The organism is Paenibacillus sp. TAF43_2 (assembly GCF_052113545.1).
GTDB lineage: Bacteria > Bacillota > Bacilli > Paenibacillales > Paenibacillaceae > Pristimantibacillus.
Genome location: NZ_JBFRDK010000023.1, coordinates 1 through 18,003, shown reverse-complemented (window position 1 = coordinate 18,003; position 18,003 = coordinate 1). Strand labels below are relative to the sequence as shown.

Below are 18,003 nucleotides of genomic sequence, written 5' to 3'. Positions count from 1 at the left end.
TGAGGAAAAACCTTTCAACATGAGGGAAGTTTCATTGTGAAGCAAGGGATAACAGTGTTAAAATAGAAGGTAATAAAAAGGACAAGCGACGGGCGGGTGTAGCGATGCACGGAAAAATATTAGTGGTCGATGACGAACAGCCGATTGCAGATATTATAAAGTTTAATTTGGAGAAGGAAGGGCATCAGGTTATTTGCGCTTTCGATGGCGGCGAGGCGGTTCGGCTTGCATTCGAGGAGCTTCCTGATCTTATTTTGCTGGACCTGATGCTGCCTGTAAAGGACGGTATGGATGTATGCCGCGAGGTTCGCGCCAAGCTGCAAATGCCAATCATTATGCTGACGGCTAAGGATACGGAAATTGATAAGGTGCTTGGGCTAGAGCTGGGCGCTGATGATTATGTGACAAAACCATTTAGCACAAGGGAATTGCTCGCGCGAGTGAAGGCGCATCTGCGCAGGCAGCAAAAGACAGAAGAAGCTGCAAGCGGTGATCATTCTGGCACTGCCGATCATTCCGCCGAGCAGGAGCAGCAGGGCTTTAAGCTGTTCAACCTATTTGTGGATACAGATATGTATGTCGTTTATAAGGACGGCGTACCGCTTGATCTGACACATCGTGAGTATGAGCTCGTTTATTATATGGCCCGCAACAGCGGCAAGGTGATGACGCGGGAGCATTTGCTTCAAGCCGTATGGGGATTTGAATATTTCGGAGACGTGCGAACGGTTGATGTTACGATTAGAAGATTGCGCGAGAAGATTGAGGATGATCCAAGTCGCCCTGAGTACATTATGACACGGCGCGGTCTCGGCTATATGATGCGCAACTCCAAGTCCGGAGGCTTCGGCCCAGGATGAAGGGCAAAAGTTTTTTTCGCACAATCCAAGTAAAGCTGGTCATCATCTATTTGCTGCTTATATTGGTGGCTATGCAGTTGATCGGTGTTTATTTTATAAGTACGGTCAAAAACTCCTTAATTGACAGCTTCACGAAAAATTTGAAGGAGCAAGCGGATATTTTATCTAAGTTTGCAGCTCCGAGCTTAGCGGCTAAACCAGATACTGAGGGTGATTCTGCGGAAAGCACGACAGAGGATCTTAGTTTGGTCGTTCGCAATCTGTTCAGCATTAGCGGCGCCGAGGTGCAGGTGCTTGATTCGAACGGAAAGATGGTAGCGACGTCCGTTCAAAGCAACGAGACCTATATTGGCCAGAAGAACAAATCGCTTGCTGTAAGCCGGGCACTTCAGAACATTACAGACAATGAGCAAGAAATTATAGATGATGATAATACACGCAAAAAGATGATTGCCCAGCCAGTGACGATTAATGACAACAAGGTGGTTGGGGTTGTATACGTTGTTGCGTCGATGAACGAGCTGTATGAGACCGTCAACAGGGTCAATCAGATCTTTTTCTCAGGGACACTTATTGCGCTTGGTCTCACGGGTGTGCTTGGCATATTGCTTGCTCACACCATTACGAGCCCGATTCAAGGTCTGACGAGGCAAGCAGAGGCGATTTCACAAGGGAAATTTGATCTTCAGGTGCCCGTGCTTGGCGATGATGAAATTGGCAGCTTGAGCGTTGCCTTCAACGATATGACGATTCGGCTGAAAGAAGCTCTATCGGTTAATGAAGAGGAAAATGAAAAGCTGAATTCCGTTCTCTCCAACATGAGCGATGGCGTTGTTGCAGCGGATGAGAATGGCAAGGTCATCGTATGGAATAGGAGAGCACTAGAATTGCTCGACGTACGCTCCTGTGAAGGACTTGAGTTGTCCGAGCTGTTTGATCTATCCGAGGAACGGCTTGAAGAGCTGCAGCAAGGACGCGGTCAGACACTGCTTATTGAACGTGATGAGGATGGGCAGGAGATGAACGATAATGATGAGGGGCTGCTTAAAGTAACATTTACGCCTATTCATCGTCGGGATAAGGGCATTACCGGAACGATAGCTGTCTTGCAGGATGTGACAGAGCAAGAGAAGCTTGAGCAATCGCGGCGTCAGTTCGTCGCGAATGTATCGCATGAGCTGCGTACACCGCTTACTACAATTAAGAGTTATGCAGAAGCACTCAATGACGGTGCGCTGGATGAACGGGAGTTATCCGAGCGGTTTGTTGGCGTTATTCGCAATGAAACCGAGCGGATGATTCGGCTCGTCACGGATCTGCTGCATTTGTCGCGGCTCGATTCAAACCAAGCGCCGCTGCGCCGCAGACAGACAAATGTTCATGACATGCTTGATGAAGTGGCTGATCGTTTCTCATTTCAGCTTAGGCAGAAGTCGATTAAAGCCGCAGTGAGCGTGGATCAAGGGCTGGAGTCCGCTTGGCTGGATCGCGATCAGATCGATCAGGTGCTTGATAATTTATTCTCCAATGCAATCAAATATACGCTGGACGGTGGAACGATTGAATTAACGGCGAAGAAGCCGGCCGATTCGGCATCACTTTCAATTAGTGTGAAGGATACTGGCATTGGAATTCCGAAAAAGGATTTGAATCGTATTTTTGACCGCTTCTATCGTGTAGATAAAGCACGCTCACGCAACATGGGCGGAACAGGCCTTGGACTTTCGATTGCCCGGGAAATTGTGAAGGCACATAGCGGTACGATTTCACTTGATTCCGAGCTAAATGAAGGAACTACGGTTACATTTACTCTTCCACTTCTACAGGAAGGGGGCGAGCTGGCATGAAAGAAAAAATAAAGACAACAACGCTTATCCTGCTGGTCGTGCTTAGTCTCCTTCAAAGCTATTTGCTTGCATACAGCATGCCTGGTCTTGGCGCTACGGTAAGAAGCGATCAGGATTATGTTAACGCAGAGCCAATAGGAAAAGTGACAAGCGTAGAGAGTGTTATTTTTCCAGAAGCGTTAGTTATCCACTTGGGCGGCAATAAACATACCATCATCTATCCGGGGACACAGTTCTACGAGATGATTCTTAACCAGCGCATTCAGGGTAGAGAATTTAAAGGGTTCCAGCGAAGCCCTTCGGATGTGCTCAACTGGGAAGAAATTCGCAAAAACGATATCGGTATCGAGCTTCGCTTTGATAACGGCATTCCAGTAGAGCTGCTGCAGAAGCTGCTTAAGCTGGAAGGCGATTTGCTGTTCTTGAACGAAACGATTGACCGCATCTGGATCTTCAAGACATCGGGCACTGAGGAAATTCGAACGTTCTTTTTTAGCGCTGATGGCGAGATGGTTTATGAGTCCGTTCGTGCGGATCTGACGGTACGCGATGTGCAGGACTATGTGGGGTTTGGGCAGTTCCAGCCTAAGTACACCATGACAGCAGACGGCCTTTATATTCCGGTTGCGCCGATTCAGTCAACGGAAATCGTATTTCCTTACGAGACGTATTCGCCAGATTTGATGAAACGAAGCTTATTCTTCGATCAAAGCACGACAAGAGCAATTGAAGACCGAGGCGGTTCGCAAATTTATACAGACGGCAAGCGCGGATTGCAGGTAGAACAGAACGGCAAGTGGATCAGCTATACAGATCCGAGCGCTCCGCAAATTACGGAAAACTTGCTTAGCGACAATGTGTATGCCTCAGTAGATTTTGTCAATCAGCATGGCGGATGGGACGGCACACATCGTTTTGTGAATGCTATGCCAGGCAGCGAAGGCAAGGATATTAGATTTAAGCAATATGTCGAGCAGTATCCTGTTATGGACACGAAGCCGTTCCGCTATGGGTACATGAGATTAAGGCTTCAGCAAGGTGTCGTAACCGAATATTCGAGAACACTTATTACGCTTGGAGCGCAGTCGGAATCGAGGAATGTTCGCTGGTTGCCAGGCGGGGAAGAGCTGGAGAAAACGCTCAGTAATTACGATAGACGCAGCGAAGTGACAGCATTGTTCCCAGCGCTGCAAGCAGCTCCGATCGATGAGAACAGACTTCGGTTCATACCGGTATGGGCTGTTCGCTTGAAAGACGGTACGGAAGAAATATTGGTAGAGGCTTATCGAAGCGGATTTACACCGCCTGAGCAGAAGGATGAGGACGCTGTGCAAGGTGAGGCTGATGACAATTCAGATAAGCCAAATGATACGACAGCAACAGCAGCTAATGCTGCAGGAGCGGTAAGCTTATCAGTGGGTGCGAGCCAGATTCGTTCGCTTAATGGACCATAGAAATAGGATACGAAAGCAGGAGGTGAAAGCGATTGGATTGGGGACGAGCGAAAAACGTGCTTATTATTTCGTTTTTGCTGCTCAATGTATTGCTTGGTTATCAGCTATGGCTGGATATCAGGGAACAGTTGAACATTAATGTAAACACGGCGGAGCTGCCGCAGGATAAGTTACTGCTCATGCAGCAGAAGCGTATTTCGTTAGAAGCCAATCTGTCGCTGGAAACACCTGAGCTCAAGGACTTAACTTATTTGCTCCACTCTGACAGCCGCAAAAATGCGGAGCCAGTCATATTGAAAGAACCGGTGGATAGTACGATCATCTATTCCAAAAAAGAATTAATAAAGACACTGGGAGATCGTATTCCTGAGCTTGATCAATATGCATTTGATTTGCTGAACAGCAGCGTAGGCGAGTCTGTTTTTTATCGAGTAGTAGAAGGACGTCCGATGTTTGATGTGAAGCTGAAGCTTTATATTAAGGATCAGAAGATTACTTCTTTTTTGCAGGATCGTGTAGAGCTGCTCGGATCAGGTGAAGCCAAGCAGGTGCTGCCAGCTGCCAAGGTGGTAGCGAGCTTGATTGAAACTTATTTACCCGATGGTGCGGTCATTACCGATATCCAGCTTGGCTATAAAGGACAAATCTTTGATTCGGAGCGTCAAGTGTCGGTGCCGTCATGGCGTGTTATGCTGGAGGACGGTCATCTGTTTTACGTGCATGCCATCAGCGGCGAGGTTGCAACGGATGATGAGCAAGGGGAAGCGGCAGCGAACGGTTTACGTTAACGGGAGCAGGAGAAGGGACAGGAAAAAGTTATTATGGGACTTCGATTTACAGTACTAGGAAGCGGCTCGACCGGCAATGCAACCATCGTGCAGGGGAATGACAAGATGGTCATTGTAGATGCCGGTATGAGCGCGAAGAAGCTGGATGAACTCATGCGCGAGCGCGGAGTAATGGGTCATCAATTGGACGGGCTGTTCGTCACACATGARCATTCCGATCATATTAAGGGATTGGGTGCTTTTGCAAGGAAATATGATTTGCCCATTTATGCCAATGAGGCAACGTGGGCTGCAATGGAGAGGCATGTTGGCACGATTGCTCCAGAGAAGCGAGTTTTTATGGAGACAGGTGAAGAGGTGAACCTCGGTTCAATGGCTATTCAATCGTATCCGATCTCGCATGATGCGGCAGAGCCTGTAGGCTATTGCTTTGTAGAGAATGGCGAGAAGCTGAGCCTAGCTACTGACCTAGGGTATGTAAGTGAAAAGGTCAAACGTCAAATTATTGATTCTGATGTGCTTGTGCTTGAGGCCAATCACGATACGGAAATGCTTCGCATGGGGCGTTACCCGTGGAATACGAAGCGCCGGATATTGAGCGACGTTGGCCATTTATCCAATGTGGCTGCAGGCGAAGCGCTGCTAGAGCTCATGACAGATCGAACGAAACGCGTTTATTTGGCTCATTTGAGCCTTGACCATAATTTAATGGATTTGGCAATGCTGACCGTGAATACTATATTAGAGGACCATGGAATATTTTATAAGAAAGAAGAACATCCTCTACGCGCAACCTATCACGACCGACCTACGTCATGGGATGTAGTGAAGCAGAAATAAGGGATTCCAGCTGTGCATCAAGCGCATCCGCTTTAGCACTTAGCTCTTCTCTAGTAAGTATGCCCTTATCTATAAACAATTCTAGCATCGCACTTAAGGTGAGAACGGTACGGTAGTGATCATCCTTTAAATCTGCTAGCTTTGCAGCAAGCTGAACATGTTCCCAAGCGACAGGCGTTTTGGCTTTCATATAAGCATTTCTCCTTTAGTGGAACGACTTTTGAAGCGCAAAAAAAAACTTCTGATAAGCATCGCATGATTCTATTATTATTTTAGTCATTTCTTCCGAAAACATTCCTAGATTCAAAAAAATAGTCTTGATGTCCGAGGCAATGAGAGGGGCGATAGTAATGAGCTTATTCGACGACGATTTTTATTCAACCAAAGTATCCAAGCGTGCTGCTCGCGAGAGTAAGAAAGGAGACTTTGCATTTCGATATAAGAGCGGTGGACGCAAGTGGTCCAACGTTCGTATTGCATTTGTATCTTCTATTACGAGCGCGGTAGCTGCAACGTTGTTGTTCGGTGCTGTGTTTGGCGGCGGAGGCAGTGGTACGACCAGCGGCGGCGGCGCACCGGTAACGGGTGGTATACAAGTGATTGATCCGCTTGAGCGTCCTATACAGGCTTCAGCGAAAGTAAGACCGGCCGTCGTAAGCGTCATTAATCAGCAAATGTTCTCTCTTGGCATTGGAAAGGACAAATCGCAGCCGGAAAAAGAAGCGGGCAAAGGTACGCTTCGCGAAGCGGGTGTGGGCTCAGGTGTCATCATTAGCAAGAAGGATGGCAAAGCGATTATTATTACGAATTACCATGTCATTGATCAGGCACAGGCGGTAAAGGTTGTACTGATGAATGGAGAAGCGCGAGAGGCACGTATTGTCGGTAAAGATCAAATTACGGATCTTGCTGTGCTGGAAATTGACGCAAAAGGAATCGAAGTTGTTGCAGAAATTGGCGATTCGTCTGCGCTTCGCCCTGCTGAATATATTATTGCGATCGGCAACCCGCTCGGACTCGGAGAGTCTGTGACAACGGGCAGCGTGAGCAAGACAAGACAAATTGTACCGGTATCACTTAATCAAGATGGCGTGTATGACTGGGAACAAGAGGTTATTCAGATTGATGCATCCATAAACCAAGGAAACAGCGGCGGGCCGCTTATTGATTTGAATGGACGTGTAGTTGGTATCAACAGCATGAAAATAGCTGATCTTGGCGTAGAAGGCATTGGCTTTGCTATCCCCATCAATCTGGCTATGCCGATTGTTGAAAGCTTAATCAAGCTGGGCCATGTGCCGCGTCCATATCTTGGCGTATACACGATGGATTTGGAGCAGTATTGGGAGCAGCAGGACTTTGCGGATGCGTACAGCAATCCTGGTGAAGGCGGGATTTTGCCGGAGGGCGATGTTCCTCATGACGAAGAAGAGGCTGACCCAGGCGATGATCAGATTCTTGAGGGCGGACCGAAGCTTACGCTGCCAGACGAGGTTTACGATGGTGTAATCGTGCTTGAAGCGGTTGGCCCTGCTAAGGATGCAGGTTTGCTGTTCAATGACGTGATCGTTAAGCTGGATCGTCATCCGATCAGCAGTACGATGGACCTTCGCAAATATTTGTACCAACAGAAGAAGATTGGTGACGAGATTGAGATTAGCTTTTACCGTGATGGGAAGCTGAAGGTTACAAAGTTTAAGCTGGCTGAGAAGACAGATGAGGAATAAGTTCGAGTGCATAAGCTGGATAAAGCTTGGTTAGTTCAAGCTTATTGAGCTGGAATGTTAGGAATAGCTCAAATGAACCGCGGTATGCAAATGGTAGCCCATTTGTGTGCTGCGGTTTTTTTTGTGCGTGGATGCGGGGAGCATACTGGGAAAGGGATTGTGCGGAGATAATACGAAAATTGTCGTCTTCACATGGAGAGGCGTTTTCTGATATGCTGTGTATAGACAATAAGGACGACCATCAACTAGGGATAGGAAGCGTGCAGACGATGTATTGTGTATGTAAAGAGCATATTGAGAAAGCATTGGACCGTTTTGTAGATGAGTATGAGGATGCACCAGACGTAGTAGATCTGAAGGAAACACAATTCGCAGATTGGGATCCACCGCGCAAATGTGATTTTTGTGAAGAGCCAGCTACTTTTTTGGTGGTGTAGAAATGCATATACAGATAGCTGCTGTTGGTAAGCTGAAGGAAAAGTACTTAGTGCTAGGCATAGCGGAATATGCCAAGCGGTTAGGGCCATACGTGAAGCTTACGCTCACGGAAGTGCCCGATGAGAAGGCGCCGGAGACGATGAGTGCGGCGGAGGAAGCGATTGTGCGCGAGCGAGAGGGCGAGAGGCTTCTAGCGCAGCTGAAGCCTGATGCGCATGTTGTCGCGCTCGCGCTGGATGGCGAGCTCTGGTCAAGCGAGGATCTCGCGGGCCAGCTCGATAAATTAGCCACGTATGGGCGCAGCCACGTGGCTTTTGTTATTGGCGGGAGTACGGGATTGTCTCCCGCTGTGATTAAGCGCGCCCAGCAGAAGCTGAGCTTTGGGCGCATGACCTTGCCGCACCAGCTCATGCGACTGGTGCTGATTGAGCAGATTTATCGCGGAGTGAAGATAAATAGGGGGGAACCTTACCATAAGTAACGGCGAAAAATGTCTGCGAAAATCCTCTTTTTGGTGGTTCAGGCTTTAGCTTTCTGCTCATTCAAAATAAGTTGAAAACAGCACGACGGCAAACTCTTGATGACGTCGTGCTAAATGACTTCAGCTATTTCTCACATCCGTCAAAAATGGATTAAAGCTCTTCTGGGCATATTCCATAGCATCGATATACGTTTGCTGTTTTGAGCGCTCCATCATTTCTTCAGGACTAACGTCCTCTATTTTCGATGTTATCCACCATATATTCCCGAATGGATCAACCACTCTTCCACCTCGTTCTCCCCATGCTTGGGTTATCACTTTCGTCATAGATGTAGCTCCGGCCTTTATGGCCTGAGCATAAAATTCATCGCTGTCACCCACGTACAGACGAATAAAGCAAGGAAACGACGGCCAATCGGCAGGAGAATCGAACATTAGAATTTTTGAATCGCCGATGCGTACCTCTGCATGTCCTATGCTTCCGTCAGCATTGTATACCCGGCCAAGTTCCTGAGCATAAAATGCGGAAGCCAAAAAGGCAATCAATTTTTCTGTGCTTTTTGTAGTGATCCAAGGGGTAATGGTACGGTTCTCAATTTGCAACATCTGGTTCTCGTTCATTCGGCCCAACCTCCAATGATTGAATTCGATTTGATTGTATCATGGAAAACTTGACAACATTATGTCATAGTTTTAAAGGCAGAGGGGGTGATAGGATGAATATTGACCGATTAATTTCCATTATTATGCTTCTCATGCAACGCAGAAAAATAGATGCTAAAGAGTTGGCCACAATTTTGGAAGTTACTACCCGTACGATTTACCGGGATGTTGAAGCTATCAATCAGGCGGGTATTCCGATCGTAACCTACCCTGGACGTCAGGGCGGCATTGGTATTCTGGAAGAATATAAAGTAGATAAAAAGCTTTTCACAAACAAGGACATTCGCACGATGCTTATTGGCTTGTTAGGCGTACAATCTGTATTAAAAGACGAGCAATCCAAAAATGCCATTATCAAAGTTAAAGGTATGGTACCTATTAATCAATTATCGTTGGTTGAAAGGCAAACAAAACAAATCGTCATTGACCTGACACCGTGGTATGCAGACGCTCGTTTGGAGCAATTTCTAGAATGTGTGCAAAGAGCTTTGGATCAGCAGAAAATATTACATTTTGAATATTGCAACGCACAGGGAAGGTCGTCCAACCGGGAAGTCGAGCCGTACCGACTTATTCATAAGGGAAATCATTGGTACTTGCAAGGCCTTTGTCGGCTAAAGCAGGAGTTTCGAACATTTCGAGTTTACCGAATATCTAATATTTCTCTATCAGACACAACATTTGTCCCGAGCAAGTTTGAAATCGATGAGATGGATGCATCATTCTCCAAAGAAGTTTCATGGATAAACGTTCAAATCAGATTTCATGAAAATATTAAAAAGACGATTATAGATTTTTATGGTGAAGATTGTATTGTTTCTTATACAGATGGCTGGTATACTGCAACAATTTCATTGGAAAATAATGAGCAAGGTTATGACTCCTTATTCAGGTTTACCAATCACTGTGAATGTTTGAGCCCTTTGCATATTAGAGAACATTTAATTGAAAAAGCGGCCAGTATCTTGTCTTTATATGGACGATAGACAGACAGCAATCTGGATGAAATGTCGTAAGAAGGAGCTGAACACGACAGCTCCTTTCGCATTTTTCGCCGATAGCCCCGTTAAGCTGAGCCTTATCATAAGTAAGCCGAATTATTTTAAACAAAATTCTTATTTGATACTGCATAGCGCAATTGGGTTAGGGTGAGACTTAACATAGATATTATTCAAACAGATCAAAAAGCCGATTCTTCCTTCTGGGAGAATCGATTTTTCGTTAGAGGGGCTTGTTGGAATTACGGGAAAAGAACGACAAAAAGGGCAAGAGGAATTGTCCTTGTTTATCCTATAACATTCAAATTAAATTGAAATAGGGTGGGAGTATGGATAAGGAATATAAATTAGCTAGCCAATTATTAACACTGCTTGATACGGAACAAAGGTGGTTTACCTTAGCCGAAGTTGAGAAAAGTCTAGGAATCTCAGATAAAACCATACGTAAGATGGTTGAAGAGATAAGCAAGCAGCTGCCACCCGATATCACCATTGAGGTGACTAGAGGAAAGGGAGTATTTCTTCGACGTGATGGACGAGGGAAGACGATTAGTGAAGTGGTTTCTTTTATGCTCAGGCAAACCACCTTTTATCGGCTGATGAGTCTATTGTTTACCACTGACGGACGATTCTCAGTAGAGGAGCTTGCTGGTGAAATGTTTATGAGCACCTCGTCTTTGAAGAAGTTGATTGTAAATTTAAATAATAATGATCTGAAGCCGTATAAGCTGCACATTACTTATTCCAGCCCTAAGATCAAAGGGAATGAAATGAATATACGGTATTTTTATTGGAAGTTGTATTGTGATGCCTATGACTTTACTGGATGGCCCTTTGAGAATATTGACTTTGCTTATATTAATGAATTAATCACAAATATAGAGAATGAGAAAAATATCGTTTATTTTATCAATTCCAAAAGGAAATTATCCTTTTTGCTGGCGATTGTAGTAGATAGAGTGACGAGAGGGAAATGTGTAAAAGTCGACTACGTCAGATATCCCTGGGAAAAAGGGATGTTTTATTTGCCGGTCAAAGCTCTTGCGAAGAGTCTAGAAGAACAGCTTTCTATAGAATTTCCTGAAAGTGAAATATTCTTTATGCAATCACGAGTGAGACTCAGCCAATACCATTATTACGAAGGATCGGAAATGACACCGATAAAAGAATTCGAATTATACAAGGATAAAGAAGAGTATCAAATGGGTAATTTGCTTTTTGCATTACTGGCAAAGGTATATCCGAATATGGATATGGAAGAACGATTTACATTGGAGGTATATGACTTCATTGACAAGCTTTTAATGGATAATGCCATTCCTGAATGGATGATGATTTCAAAAAGCAATCTATCGACATATGTTCAAAAAGAGTGCCAGCAGATATATCAACAATTGCAAGACTGCATGAAAACGTGGAATGAAGCTTATCCTTCTGTCCTGTATAATGATTTCCATTTAACAAAACTAACCTTAATTGTTCGTTCAAGCTTGCGTTATAAAAGAAAAAAGGCCTTCTTAGTGATCGGTGAAGAATTTTCGATTCGCCATTACATAGCGGATTTGATTAAAAAGGAAATTGGGGATCAGTTGATCGTTAATACTTCCATTATGAAAGGACTAACCGACGAGATGGTGCAGCAGCATCAAATCGATTTCGTCATTAGTAATTTCCCAGTTTCATTAAAGACAGTACCTGTTGTTACTATTTCTACGATTCCATCTAAAAGAGATCTGGACAATATTCGCAAAGAATTACTTTTATAATTTGACCAATTATTTTCCGTACCTTACGTAAGATTTTGGTCTAGTTTGCGATGATAAAAAACCTTATGCTCAAAGCAGGTTCTAAACGATTAAGGCTGACCTTCCTTAAGGAAATTCGTTTGGAAAATACTAAAGCATCTATTTTCCCGTCGGTAAATGGAAGCGATTTCGGAAAATCCGAGTGCAGTATTCAGATTATTGGAGGAAACCATATGAGCAGGCATTTAGGTGCAAAAAAAGGAGAAATAGCAGAACGTGTTTTGCTTCCAGGAGATCCTTTGCGTGCAAAATTTGTAGCAGAGAATTTTTTAGAGGAAGCCTATTGCTATAACGAAGTAAGAGGTATGTATGGATACACTGGGTTATACAAAGGTATGCCGGTGTCGGTTCAGGGGACAGGGATGGGGAACCCATCGATGAGCATATATGCAACGGAACTGATCATCGATTACGAAGTGAAGAAATTGATTCGCATTGGCACATGTGGCGCGATGCAAAAAGAAGTAAATATCCGTGATATTGTATTAGCTCAAGCCGTGTCTTCAGACAGCAATCTTACTGAGAAGATTTTCCATGGCTGCAACTATGCGCCTACGGCTGATTTCTCATTGTTAATGAAAGCATATCAACACACACAAGGTAAGCAAGCGAAAGTCTTTGTTGGCAACATTTATAACTCTGATGAATTTTATCGTGAAACGTTGGATCGACTTCACAAATTTATGGACTTTGGCGTATTAGCAGTAGAAATGGAAAGCACATCGCTCTATACTTTGGCTGCTAAATATGGGGTAAAAGCACTGTCTATTTTGACCGTGGGCAGTCAATTATTAACGCAGGAGCACTTAACTCATCAAGAAAGTGAACAGTCCTTTTATGAAATGGTAGAAATAGCTCTTAATACAATCATTGATGACACTAGTTTATAGGGTAAAGGGTTAGGAAAAGAGAGTGAGAAAGAAATGAGAGTAATTCTGTCCGGATTGCAGTGGATGATTTTTATGATCGCAGGCGCAATTGCTGCACCAATTGCTATCGCAGATTTATATAACTTAACACCCATTGAGACTGCTGGACTCATCCAGAGTACCATTATTACTTTGGGGATAGCGGGCTTTTTACAAGGCCTGATGGGTCATAAACTTCCTATTCATGAAGGTCCGGCAGGGTTATGGTGGAGCATTTTTACCATTTACGCGAGTTTAGTGGGGGTATTATATTCTTCTAACATTGATGCTCTGCAAGCTTTAAGTGGAGGAATGATCATTAGCGGTGTCTTATTCATCCTCATTTCAGCCTTTAAGCTAATGGATAAAATAGCCCGATTATTTACACCAACCATCACTTTTATATATCTACTGTTATTGATCTTTCAATTAAGCGGTTCTTTTATGAAAGGGATGATGGGAGTTACATCTAGCCATACGATGTTAGATGTTAAAGTGTTTTTGCTTAGTGGGATTGTGGTTTGCATTACCTTTTGGTTAGGGAGCTGCCGCATCGCGTTACTTCGACAATTTTCGGTGATCATTAGTATATTGTTAGGTTGGCTATTATTTACAGTTTTTGGTAATATACCGGTTTTTTCACATGCAAAAAACCTAGTTAATCTACCTGAAATGTTGCCATTTGGATGGCCGCGATTTGACGGTGGGACCATCACTACAGCGTTGTTATTAACCCTGCTGTTAATAACCAATGCGATTGCATCCATCCGGTTGATGGAAACCGTGATAGAGCAAAAGCAATCCACAGATCATCGCCGTTATTGGCGTGCTGGAATTATATCCGGGATTACACATTTTATTGGCGGCACCTTAGGGGCGATTGGCTCGGTGCCTATTTCGGGAGCAGCGGGATATGTTGAACAGACAGGTATGAGAGAGCGTAGGCCGTTCTTAATAGGGTGCAGCTTAGTGATCGTTATATCATTGTTTCCGCCAATTATGAATGTCATATCCGGCATTCCAGCTCCGATTGGCTATGCTGTTACATTCGTTATTTTTGTGAAGATGGTTGGAATATCGTTGAGGGAATTGCGAAAGGTCATTCATGAAGAGCGACCTTTTATTGTTAGTGGAGTTTCCCTGCTAATGGGTGTGGGTTTAATGTTTATCCCTTCATCAGCCACAATCCATTTGTCTCCGATCGTGATCGCCATTTTAAATAATGGGTTAATATGTGGAAGCCTGTTAGCGATTATTTTGGAACAGGGGTTCATGTGGAGGGAAAAACAGCGGAGTAAAGTAAAACAATAAACAAAAATTTGGAGGGGTAAAGATGCATTATCTCATCTCTGTTGCTGGTCTAATTCTTGTTCTAATACTGGCATGGCTTGCAAGCAATGATAAGAAAAAGATTAAATATGTACCAATTATTGTCATGATTGCGGTTCAGATTGTTTTAGGAATACTTCTACTAAAAACGAGTATAGGGGAATTATTAATTAAGGGCTTTGCCAATAGTTTTGATAAATTACTGGGATATGCAAATGAAGGGATTAACTTTATTTTTGGTGGAATGGCAAACGAAGGGGCACACACGTTTTTCCTCTTTGTATTGATGCCTATCGTATTTATGTCAGCAATTATCGGGATTCTGCAACATTATAAAATACTGCCGTTTATTATAAAGTATATTGGCTTGGTCCTAAGTAAAATAAATGGTATGGGGAAATTGGAATCCTATAATGCGGTTGCGGCTGCCATTGTCGGACAAAATGAAGTGTTTATTTCCGTAAAAAATCAACTCGGATTATTGTCTAAGCAGCGTCTGTACACATTATGTGCATCAGCAATGTCGACGGTATCCATGTCAATCGTTGGTTCCTATATGACGATGCTGGAGCCTAGATATGTTGTAGCTGCATTAATACTAAACCTATTTGGCGGTTTTATTATTGCATCCATCATCAACCCATATGAGGTTAAACCTGAAGAGGATATCGTTGAAGTTCAGGAACAAGAAAAACAAACGTTTTTCGAAATGCTGGGCGAGTATATCATGGATGGCTTTAAGGTAGCCGTCGTGGTTGGGGTTATGTTGGTTGGTTTCGTTGGGTTAATTGCTCTAATTAACGGCGTTTTCGCTGGAATATTCGGTATCTCGTTCCAAGAAGCATTAGGTTATGTCTTTGCACCAATCGCATTTGTTATGGGTGTGCCATGGTCTGAGGCTGTTAGTGCAGGCAGTATCATGGCGACCAAATTAGTGGCGAATGAATTTGTGGCAATGCTTGATTTTGTAAAAATTCAAGACAGCTTTAGTGATCGTACGACAGCCATCGTCTCTGTGTTTCTAATCTCATTTGCTAACTTTGGGTCCATTGGTACAATCGTGGGTGCCGTAAAAGGCTTGAATGAAAAACAAGGGAATGTGGTTGCTCGATTTGGATTAAAGTTGTTATATGGCGCGACACTTGTAAGCGTTTTATCAGCCATCGTTATCGGAATCATATTTTAGTTGAGTACAGCTAAAATAGAAGGAGCATTAACATGAAACAAACACCTCGGTTTAAGCGGATTTTCGTCATCGTTATGGATTCTGTAGGCATCGGTGAAGCTCCGGATGCTGAAAAGTTTGGGGATACAGGATCTCATACATTACGGCATATTGCAGAAAAAATGAATGGGCTGCATGTTCCTGTTTTATCTAAGTTAGGGTTAAGCCATATTGACCAAATACCCGGAGTACCCAAAGTAGAGCAGCCTTTAGCTTATTTCACCAAAATGCAGGAGGCTTCGAACGGGAAGGATACGATGACTGGGCACTGGGAGATTATGGGCATAAAAATCGATGTTCCTTTCAAAGTGTTTCCTGAAGGGTTTCCAAATGAATTAATTAACGAATTAGAACAAAAAACGGGACGAAAGGTTATTGGGAATAAGCCAGCTAGCGGTACAGCTATTCTGGATGAACTTGGGCAAGAGCATATGAACACTGGTGCACTCATTGTCTATACTTCAGCAGATTCAGTGATTCAGATTGCGGCTCATGAAGAGGTTGTTCCTTTGGAAGAGCTATATCAAATCTGTAAAATAGCCAGAGAGGTTACGCTACGTGAGGAATACATGTTAGGCAGAGTGATTGCCAGGCCATACCTCGGAGAGTCTGGAAAATTCAAGAGAACATCGAACCGTCATGATTATGCCTTGAAGCCTTATGGAAGAACCGTGATGAATGAGCTCAAGGATGCTGGGTTCGATGTATTAGCGATTGGCAAAATCTCAGATATATATGATGGTGAAGGTGTCACCAAGTCTTTGCGCACAGTATCAAACATGGATGGCATGGATAAACTCATGGACACCATTCATACTGATTTTACAGGACTTAGTTTTTTGAATCTTGTTGACTTTGATGCACTTTATGGACATCGTAGAGACCCGATCGGGTATGGGAAAGCGCTAGAACAATTTGATGCTCGATTAAATGAAGTTCTTGCCAAGCTGAGCGAAGATGATCTTCTCATGATTACAGCAGACCATGGCAATGATCCCATTCATGCGGGTACAGATCATACCCGTGAATATGTTCCTTTACTCATCTACAGCAAGAGTTTCACTGCGCAAAAAGAGTTACCTGTAAGTAAGACATTTTCGGATATTGGGGCAACGGTTGCAGATAACTTTGATGTGAAAATGCCGCAGTTTGGACAGAGCCTCTTACAGAAGCTTAAATAAAATTGATTTGAATTGCCAATGTACTGGTTAGTTGAGAAAACGAGGGCCAATGATAATAGTGTACCTAGAGACGGTAACGTCATAATAAGTGAAACATGCCAAAATGGCTCCTTTCGACATTGACCTAAATAGCTTGAAAGGAAATGGGAAATGACCAATTGAAGATGGAATGGGTGAAAGTCGGCGGCACAGAGAGCGGCAACAACATTACCAGAGATGTTAATCACTTCACAAAATACGCTATATTTGCGGTGGCCGAATCTGCCACCCGGCAACAGTGGGCTTCATCGTTATCGCCGCACAATGGGGAAGCCTGTATCAAGCAAGCGGCAAGCGTCGTCAGATGCTGGAACAAAAGTACTAAAAACAATTTATTTGAGGAGTCTAGCCAGCATCCTTGTCATGGATTAACTTCGTACCGATGGGAATAGGGATGAAATTGGATGCTTCCGGGCATGTTAGGTAAAAACATCGAGGGGAGTGCTGCATGATGGCAAGAAGAAGGAGAAAATATGCGGTGCCAGGGGTCGAACAGGGAATGCAAGCTTTCAAAGCAGATGTAATGAAACGCGAAGGATATGCCGTGAATCCGAATCAACCGGATGACGTGAAATACGAAGTGGCAAAGGAGCTTGGTGTACCACTGCACCCAGGAAACAATGGTCAACTGACTACGGAATCAGCAGGCCAAGTTGGCGGCAAAATTGGCGGTTCCATGGTTAGGGAAATGATCCGCCTCGCCCAGGAGCAAATAGCAAATAGGGAGTAATCCTGAAGTGTTCTGAGATTATGGATGAAGTTCGCTGAGCACTGACTTGATATTAAACCCAGTGGTTTTAAAGACGATAACTTACCCCTTCTCCCAAAAAGGGGTTTTTGTTATCTCCAAGTATTTTTTTGAATTACATTTAAATGGGCAGACGCTAACAATGATAAAATTGAAAAGTGAGCTAACGATACGATCGAATCACCTCTATTTGTTGAGATCGCTGGTCTTGTTTTGGGCAATGCCTATAAACATATGCTACACTGATAATAAATATAATCAGAGGTAGGACTCTTTTAAATTTACGATATTAATTTATTACGCAAAGATAACTTTTAACACAGATCTTAATTGATGAAAAGGAAGAGATTCAGTGGGAAGAAAACAATCTTTTACTGAGACAGAGCTGCTGGATACGACAAAAAAATTAGTGCTTGAGCATGGCTACGACGGTTTTCATCTCAAGCTGCTCTCACAGCATCTGTCCGGAGCCCGGAGCACTATTTATCAATATTACTCTAATAAAGAAGAGATAGTTGCTGCTTGTATGAAGCGCGTAATAGCAAAGGTATTAGAAAATTGTTCAGCAATTGATGAGACTGATCCTATGGACGCTCTCGAGCAGTTACTTCTCATTTATGTAGAAGAATCTACGCTCCATCAACTTCTGGGGGATTCTAGTAAAATTAGTAC

General features: G+C 43.8%; 19 protein-coding genes. 17 read left to right on the top strand and 2 right to left on the bottom strand.

Annotation, left to right across the window (positions count from 1 at the left end; all coding sequences use genetic code 11):
• Positions 1 to 104: 104 nt before the first annotated feature.
• The 5 genes from yycF to AB4Z17_RS07435 are packed head-to-tail and all read left to right on the top strand — an operon-like array spanning position 105 to position 5,789.
• Entirely contained in the window at positions 105 to 860 is a 756-nt protein-coding gene (yycF, locus tag AB4Z17_RS07455) for a response regulator YycF (protein WP_076266554.1), read from the top strand.
• Positions 857 to 2,707, top strand: a complete 1,851-nt coding sequence (gene walK, locus AB4Z17_RS07450; RefSeq protein WP_076266553.1) for a cell wall metabolism sensor histidine kinase WalK — start codon at positions 857 to 859, stop codon at positions 2,705 to 2,707. Before yycF ends, walK begins: the two co-directional genes overlap by 4 nt.
• A complete protein-coding gene (locus AB4Z17_RS07445; RefSeq protein ID WP_441959028.1) occupies positions 2,704 to 4,161 on the top strand; it encodes a YycH family regulatory protein in 1,458 nt (485 codons plus the stop codon). The genes walK and AB4Z17_RS07445 overlap by 4 nt, the downstream gene beginning before the upstream one ends.
• A 32-nt stretch (positions 4,162 to 4,193) precedes the next feature.
• Positions 4,194 to 4,949 carry a two-component system regulatory protein YycI gene (yycI, locus tag AB4Z17_RS07440; RefSeq protein ID WP_339205778.1) on the top strand — a complete coding sequence of 252 codons (756 nt, stop codon included), beginning with the start codon at positions 4,194 to 4,196 and terminating at the stop codon, positions 4,947 to 4,949.
• Between the two features lie 33 nt (positions 4,950 to 4,982).
• Positions 4,983 to 5,789, top strand: a complete 807-nt coding sequence (locus tag AB4Z17_RS07435) for an MBL fold metallo-hydrolase (RefSeq protein WP_076266550.1) — start codon at positions 4,983 to 4,985, stop codon at positions 5,787 to 5,789.
• Here AB4Z17_RS07435 and AB4Z17_RS07430 read toward each other — a convergent pair.
• Positions 5,758 to 5,979 carry a hypothetical protein gene (locus AB4Z17_RS07430; RefSeq protein ID WP_054025729.1) on the bottom strand — a complete coding sequence of 74 codons (222 nt, stop codon included), beginning with the start codon at positions 5,977 to 5,979 and terminating at the stop codon, positions 5,758 to 5,760. The two genes, AB4Z17_RS07435 and AB4Z17_RS07430, sit on opposite strands and share 32 nt — an antisense overlap.
• A gap of 160 nt (positions 5,980 to 6,139) precedes the next feature.
• Here AB4Z17_RS07430 and AB4Z17_RS07425 point away from each other — a divergent pair, with 160 nt between their 5' ends.
• From AB4Z17_RS07425 to rlmH, 3 genes are all read left to right on the top strand, one after another.
• Positions 6,140 to 7,516 carry a S1C family serine protease gene (locus tag AB4Z17_RS07425; protein ID WP_441910944.1) on the top strand — a complete coding sequence of 459 codons (1,377 nt, stop codon included), beginning with the start codon at positions 6,140 to 6,142 and terminating at the stop codon, positions 7,514 to 7,516.
• A gap of 269 nt (positions 7,517 to 7,785) precedes the next feature.
• Positions 7,786 to 7,953, top strand: coding sequence for a CxxH/CxxC protein (locus tag AB4Z17_RS07420; protein WP_063847536.1), 168 nt, complete (start codon positions 7,786 to 7,788; stop codon positions 7,951 to 7,953).
• A gap of 2 nt (positions 7,954 to 7,955) precedes the next feature.
• Complete coding sequence (rlmH, locus tag AB4Z17_RS07415; RefSeq protein WP_441959026.1) at positions 7,956 to 8,435, top strand: 23S rRNA (pseudouridine(1915)-N(3))-methyltransferase RlmH; 480 nt, start codon at positions 7,956 to 7,958, stop codon at positions 8,433 to 8,435.
• Between the two features lie 120 nt (positions 8,436 to 8,555).
• Here rlmH and AB4Z17_RS07410 read toward each other — a convergent pair whose 3' ends face one another.
• Positions 8,556 to 9,056 carry a VOC family protein gene (locus AB4Z17_RS07410; protein ID WP_441910942.1) on the bottom strand — a complete coding sequence of 167 codons (501 nt, stop codon included), beginning with the start codon at positions 9,054 to 9,056 and terminating at the stop codon, positions 8,556 to 8,558.
• 95 nt (positions 9,057 to 9,151) lie between these two features.
• Between AB4Z17_RS07410 and AB4Z17_RS07405 the strand changes: the two genes are divergently transcribed.
• From AB4Z17_RS07405 to AB4Z17_RS07365, 9 genes are all read left to right on the top strand, one after another.
• Positions 9,152 to 10,084, top strand: a complete 933-nt coding sequence (locus tag AB4Z17_RS07405) for a helix-turn-helix transcriptional regulator (RefSeq protein WP_441959024.1) — start codon at positions 9,152 to 9,154, stop codon at positions 10,082 to 10,084.
• A 341-nt stretch (positions 10,085 to 10,425) separates the two neighbouring features.
• Positions 10,426 to 11,862 carry a helix-turn-helix domain-containing protein gene (locus tag AB4Z17_RS07400; protein WP_441959022.1) on the top strand — a complete coding sequence of 479 codons (1,437 nt, stop codon included), beginning with the start codon at positions 10,426 to 10,428 and terminating at the stop codon, positions 11,860 to 11,862.
• A 212-nt stretch (positions 11,863 to 12,074) separates the two neighbouring features.
• The gene (gene deoD / locus AB4Z17_RS07395; protein ID WP_441959067.1) at positions 12,075 to 12,791 is read left to right on the top strand and encodes a purine-nucleoside phosphorylase; all 717 of its coding nucleotides are present in this window, start codon (positions 12,075 to 12,077) and stop codon (positions 12,789 to 12,791) included.
• A 33-nt stretch (positions 12,792 to 12,824) separates the two neighbouring features.
• Positions 12,825 to 14,120 carry a purine/pyrimidine permease gene (locus tag AB4Z17_RS07390; RefSeq protein WP_441959020.1) on the top strand — a complete coding sequence of 432 codons (1,296 nt, stop codon included), beginning with the start codon at positions 12,825 to 12,827 and terminating at the stop codon, positions 14,118 to 14,120.
• Between the two features lie 22 nt (positions 14,121 to 14,142).
• Entirely contained in the window at positions 14,143 to 15,324 is a 1,182-nt protein-coding gene (locus AB4Z17_RS07385; protein ID WP_441959018.1) for a NupC/NupG family nucleoside CNT transporter, read from the top strand.
• A 32-nt stretch (positions 15,325 to 15,356) separates the two neighbouring features.
• A complete protein-coding gene (deoB, locus tag AB4Z17_RS07380) occupies positions 15,357 to 16,544 on the top strand; it encodes a phosphopentomutase (protein WP_441959017.1) in 1,188 nt (395 codons plus the stop codon).
• A gap of 143 nt (positions 16,545 to 16,687) precedes the next feature.
• Positions 16,688 to 16,975: a hypothetical protein gene (locus tag AB4Z17_RS07375; RefSeq protein ID WP_441959015.1), complete on the top strand. Its 288-nt coding sequence runs from the start codon at positions 16,688 to 16,690 to the stop codon at positions 16,973 to 16,975.
• A gap of 56 nt (positions 16,976 to 17,031) precedes the next feature.
• Positions 17,032 to 17,313, top strand: coding sequence for an alpha/beta-type small acid-soluble spore protein (locus AB4Z17_RS07370; RefSeq protein WP_441959013.1), 282 nt, complete (start codon positions 17,032 to 17,034; stop codon positions 17,311 to 17,313).
• Between the two features lie 370 nt (positions 17,314 to 17,683).
• Positions 17,684 to 18,003, top strand: a 320-nt coding sequence (locus tag AB4Z17_RS07365; protein WP_441959011.1) for a TetR/AcrR family transcriptional regulator, incomplete at its 3' end; no start/stop codon positions are given.

Bases quoted from the DNA above. Each gene is read 5' to 3' on its own strand.
- AB4Z17_RS07445 (WP_441959028.1), top strand. From the start codon at position 2,704: ATGAAAGAAAAAATAAAGACAACAACGCTTATCCTGCTGGTCGTGCTT.
- AB4Z17_RS07390 (WP_441959020.1), top strand. From the start codon at position 12,825: ATGAGAGTAATTCTGTCCGGATTGCAGTGGATGATTTTTATGATCGCA.
- AB4Z17_RS07375 (WP_441959015.1), top strand. From the start codon at position 16,688: ATGGGAAATGACCAATTGAAGATGGAATGGGTGAAAGTCGGCGGCACA.
- AB4Z17_RS07425 (WP_441910944.1), top strand. From the start codon at position 6,140: ATGAGCTTATTCGACGACGATTTTTATTCAACCAAAGTATCCAAGCGT.
- AB4Z17_RS07410 (WP_441910942.1), bottom strand. From the start codon at position 9,056: ATGAACGAGAACCAGATGTTGCAAATTGAGAACCGTACCATTACCCCT.
- AB4Z17_RS07400 (WP_441959022.1), top strand. From the start codon at position 10,426: ATGGATAAGGAATATAAATTAGCTAGCCAATTATTAACACTGCTTGAT.
- deoB (WP_441959017.1), top strand. From the start codon at position 15,357: ATGAAACAAACACCTCGGTTTAAGCGGATTTTCGTCATCGTTATGGAT.
- AB4Z17_RS07405 (WP_441959024.1), top strand. From the start codon at position 9,152: ATGAATATTGACCGATTAATTTCCATTATTATGCTTCTCATGCAACGC.
- AB4Z17_RS07385 (WP_441959018.1), top strand. From the start codon at position 14,143: ATGCATTATCTCATCTCTGTTGCTGGTCTAATTCTTGTTCTAATACTG.
- AB4Z17_RS07420 (WP_063847536.1), top strand. From the start codon at position 7,786: ATGTATTGTGTATGTAAAGAGCATATTGAGAAAGCATTGGACCGTTTT.
- AB4Z17_RS07430 (WP_054025729.1), bottom strand. From the start codon at position 5,979: ATGAAAGCCAAAACGCCTGTCGCTTGGGAACATGTTCAGCTTGCTGCA.
- rlmH (WP_441959026.1), top strand. From the start codon at position 7,956: ATGCATATACAGATAGCTGCTGTTGGTAAGCTGAAGGAAAAGTACTTA.
- AB4Z17_RS07370 (WP_441959013.1), top strand. From the start codon at position 17,032: ATGATGGCAAGAAGAAGGAGAAAATATGCGGTGCCAGGGGTCGAACAG.
- walK (WP_076266553.1), top strand. From the start codon at position 857: ATGAAGGGCAAAAGTTTTTTTCGCACAATCCAAGTAAAGCTGGTCATC.
- deoD (WP_441959067.1), top strand. From the start codon at position 12,075: ATGAGCAGGCATTTAGGTGCAAAAAAAGGAGAAATAGCAGAACGTGTT.
- yycF (WP_076266554.1), top strand. From the start codon at position 105: ATGCACGGAAAAATATTAGTGGTCGATGACGAACAGCCGATTGCAGAT.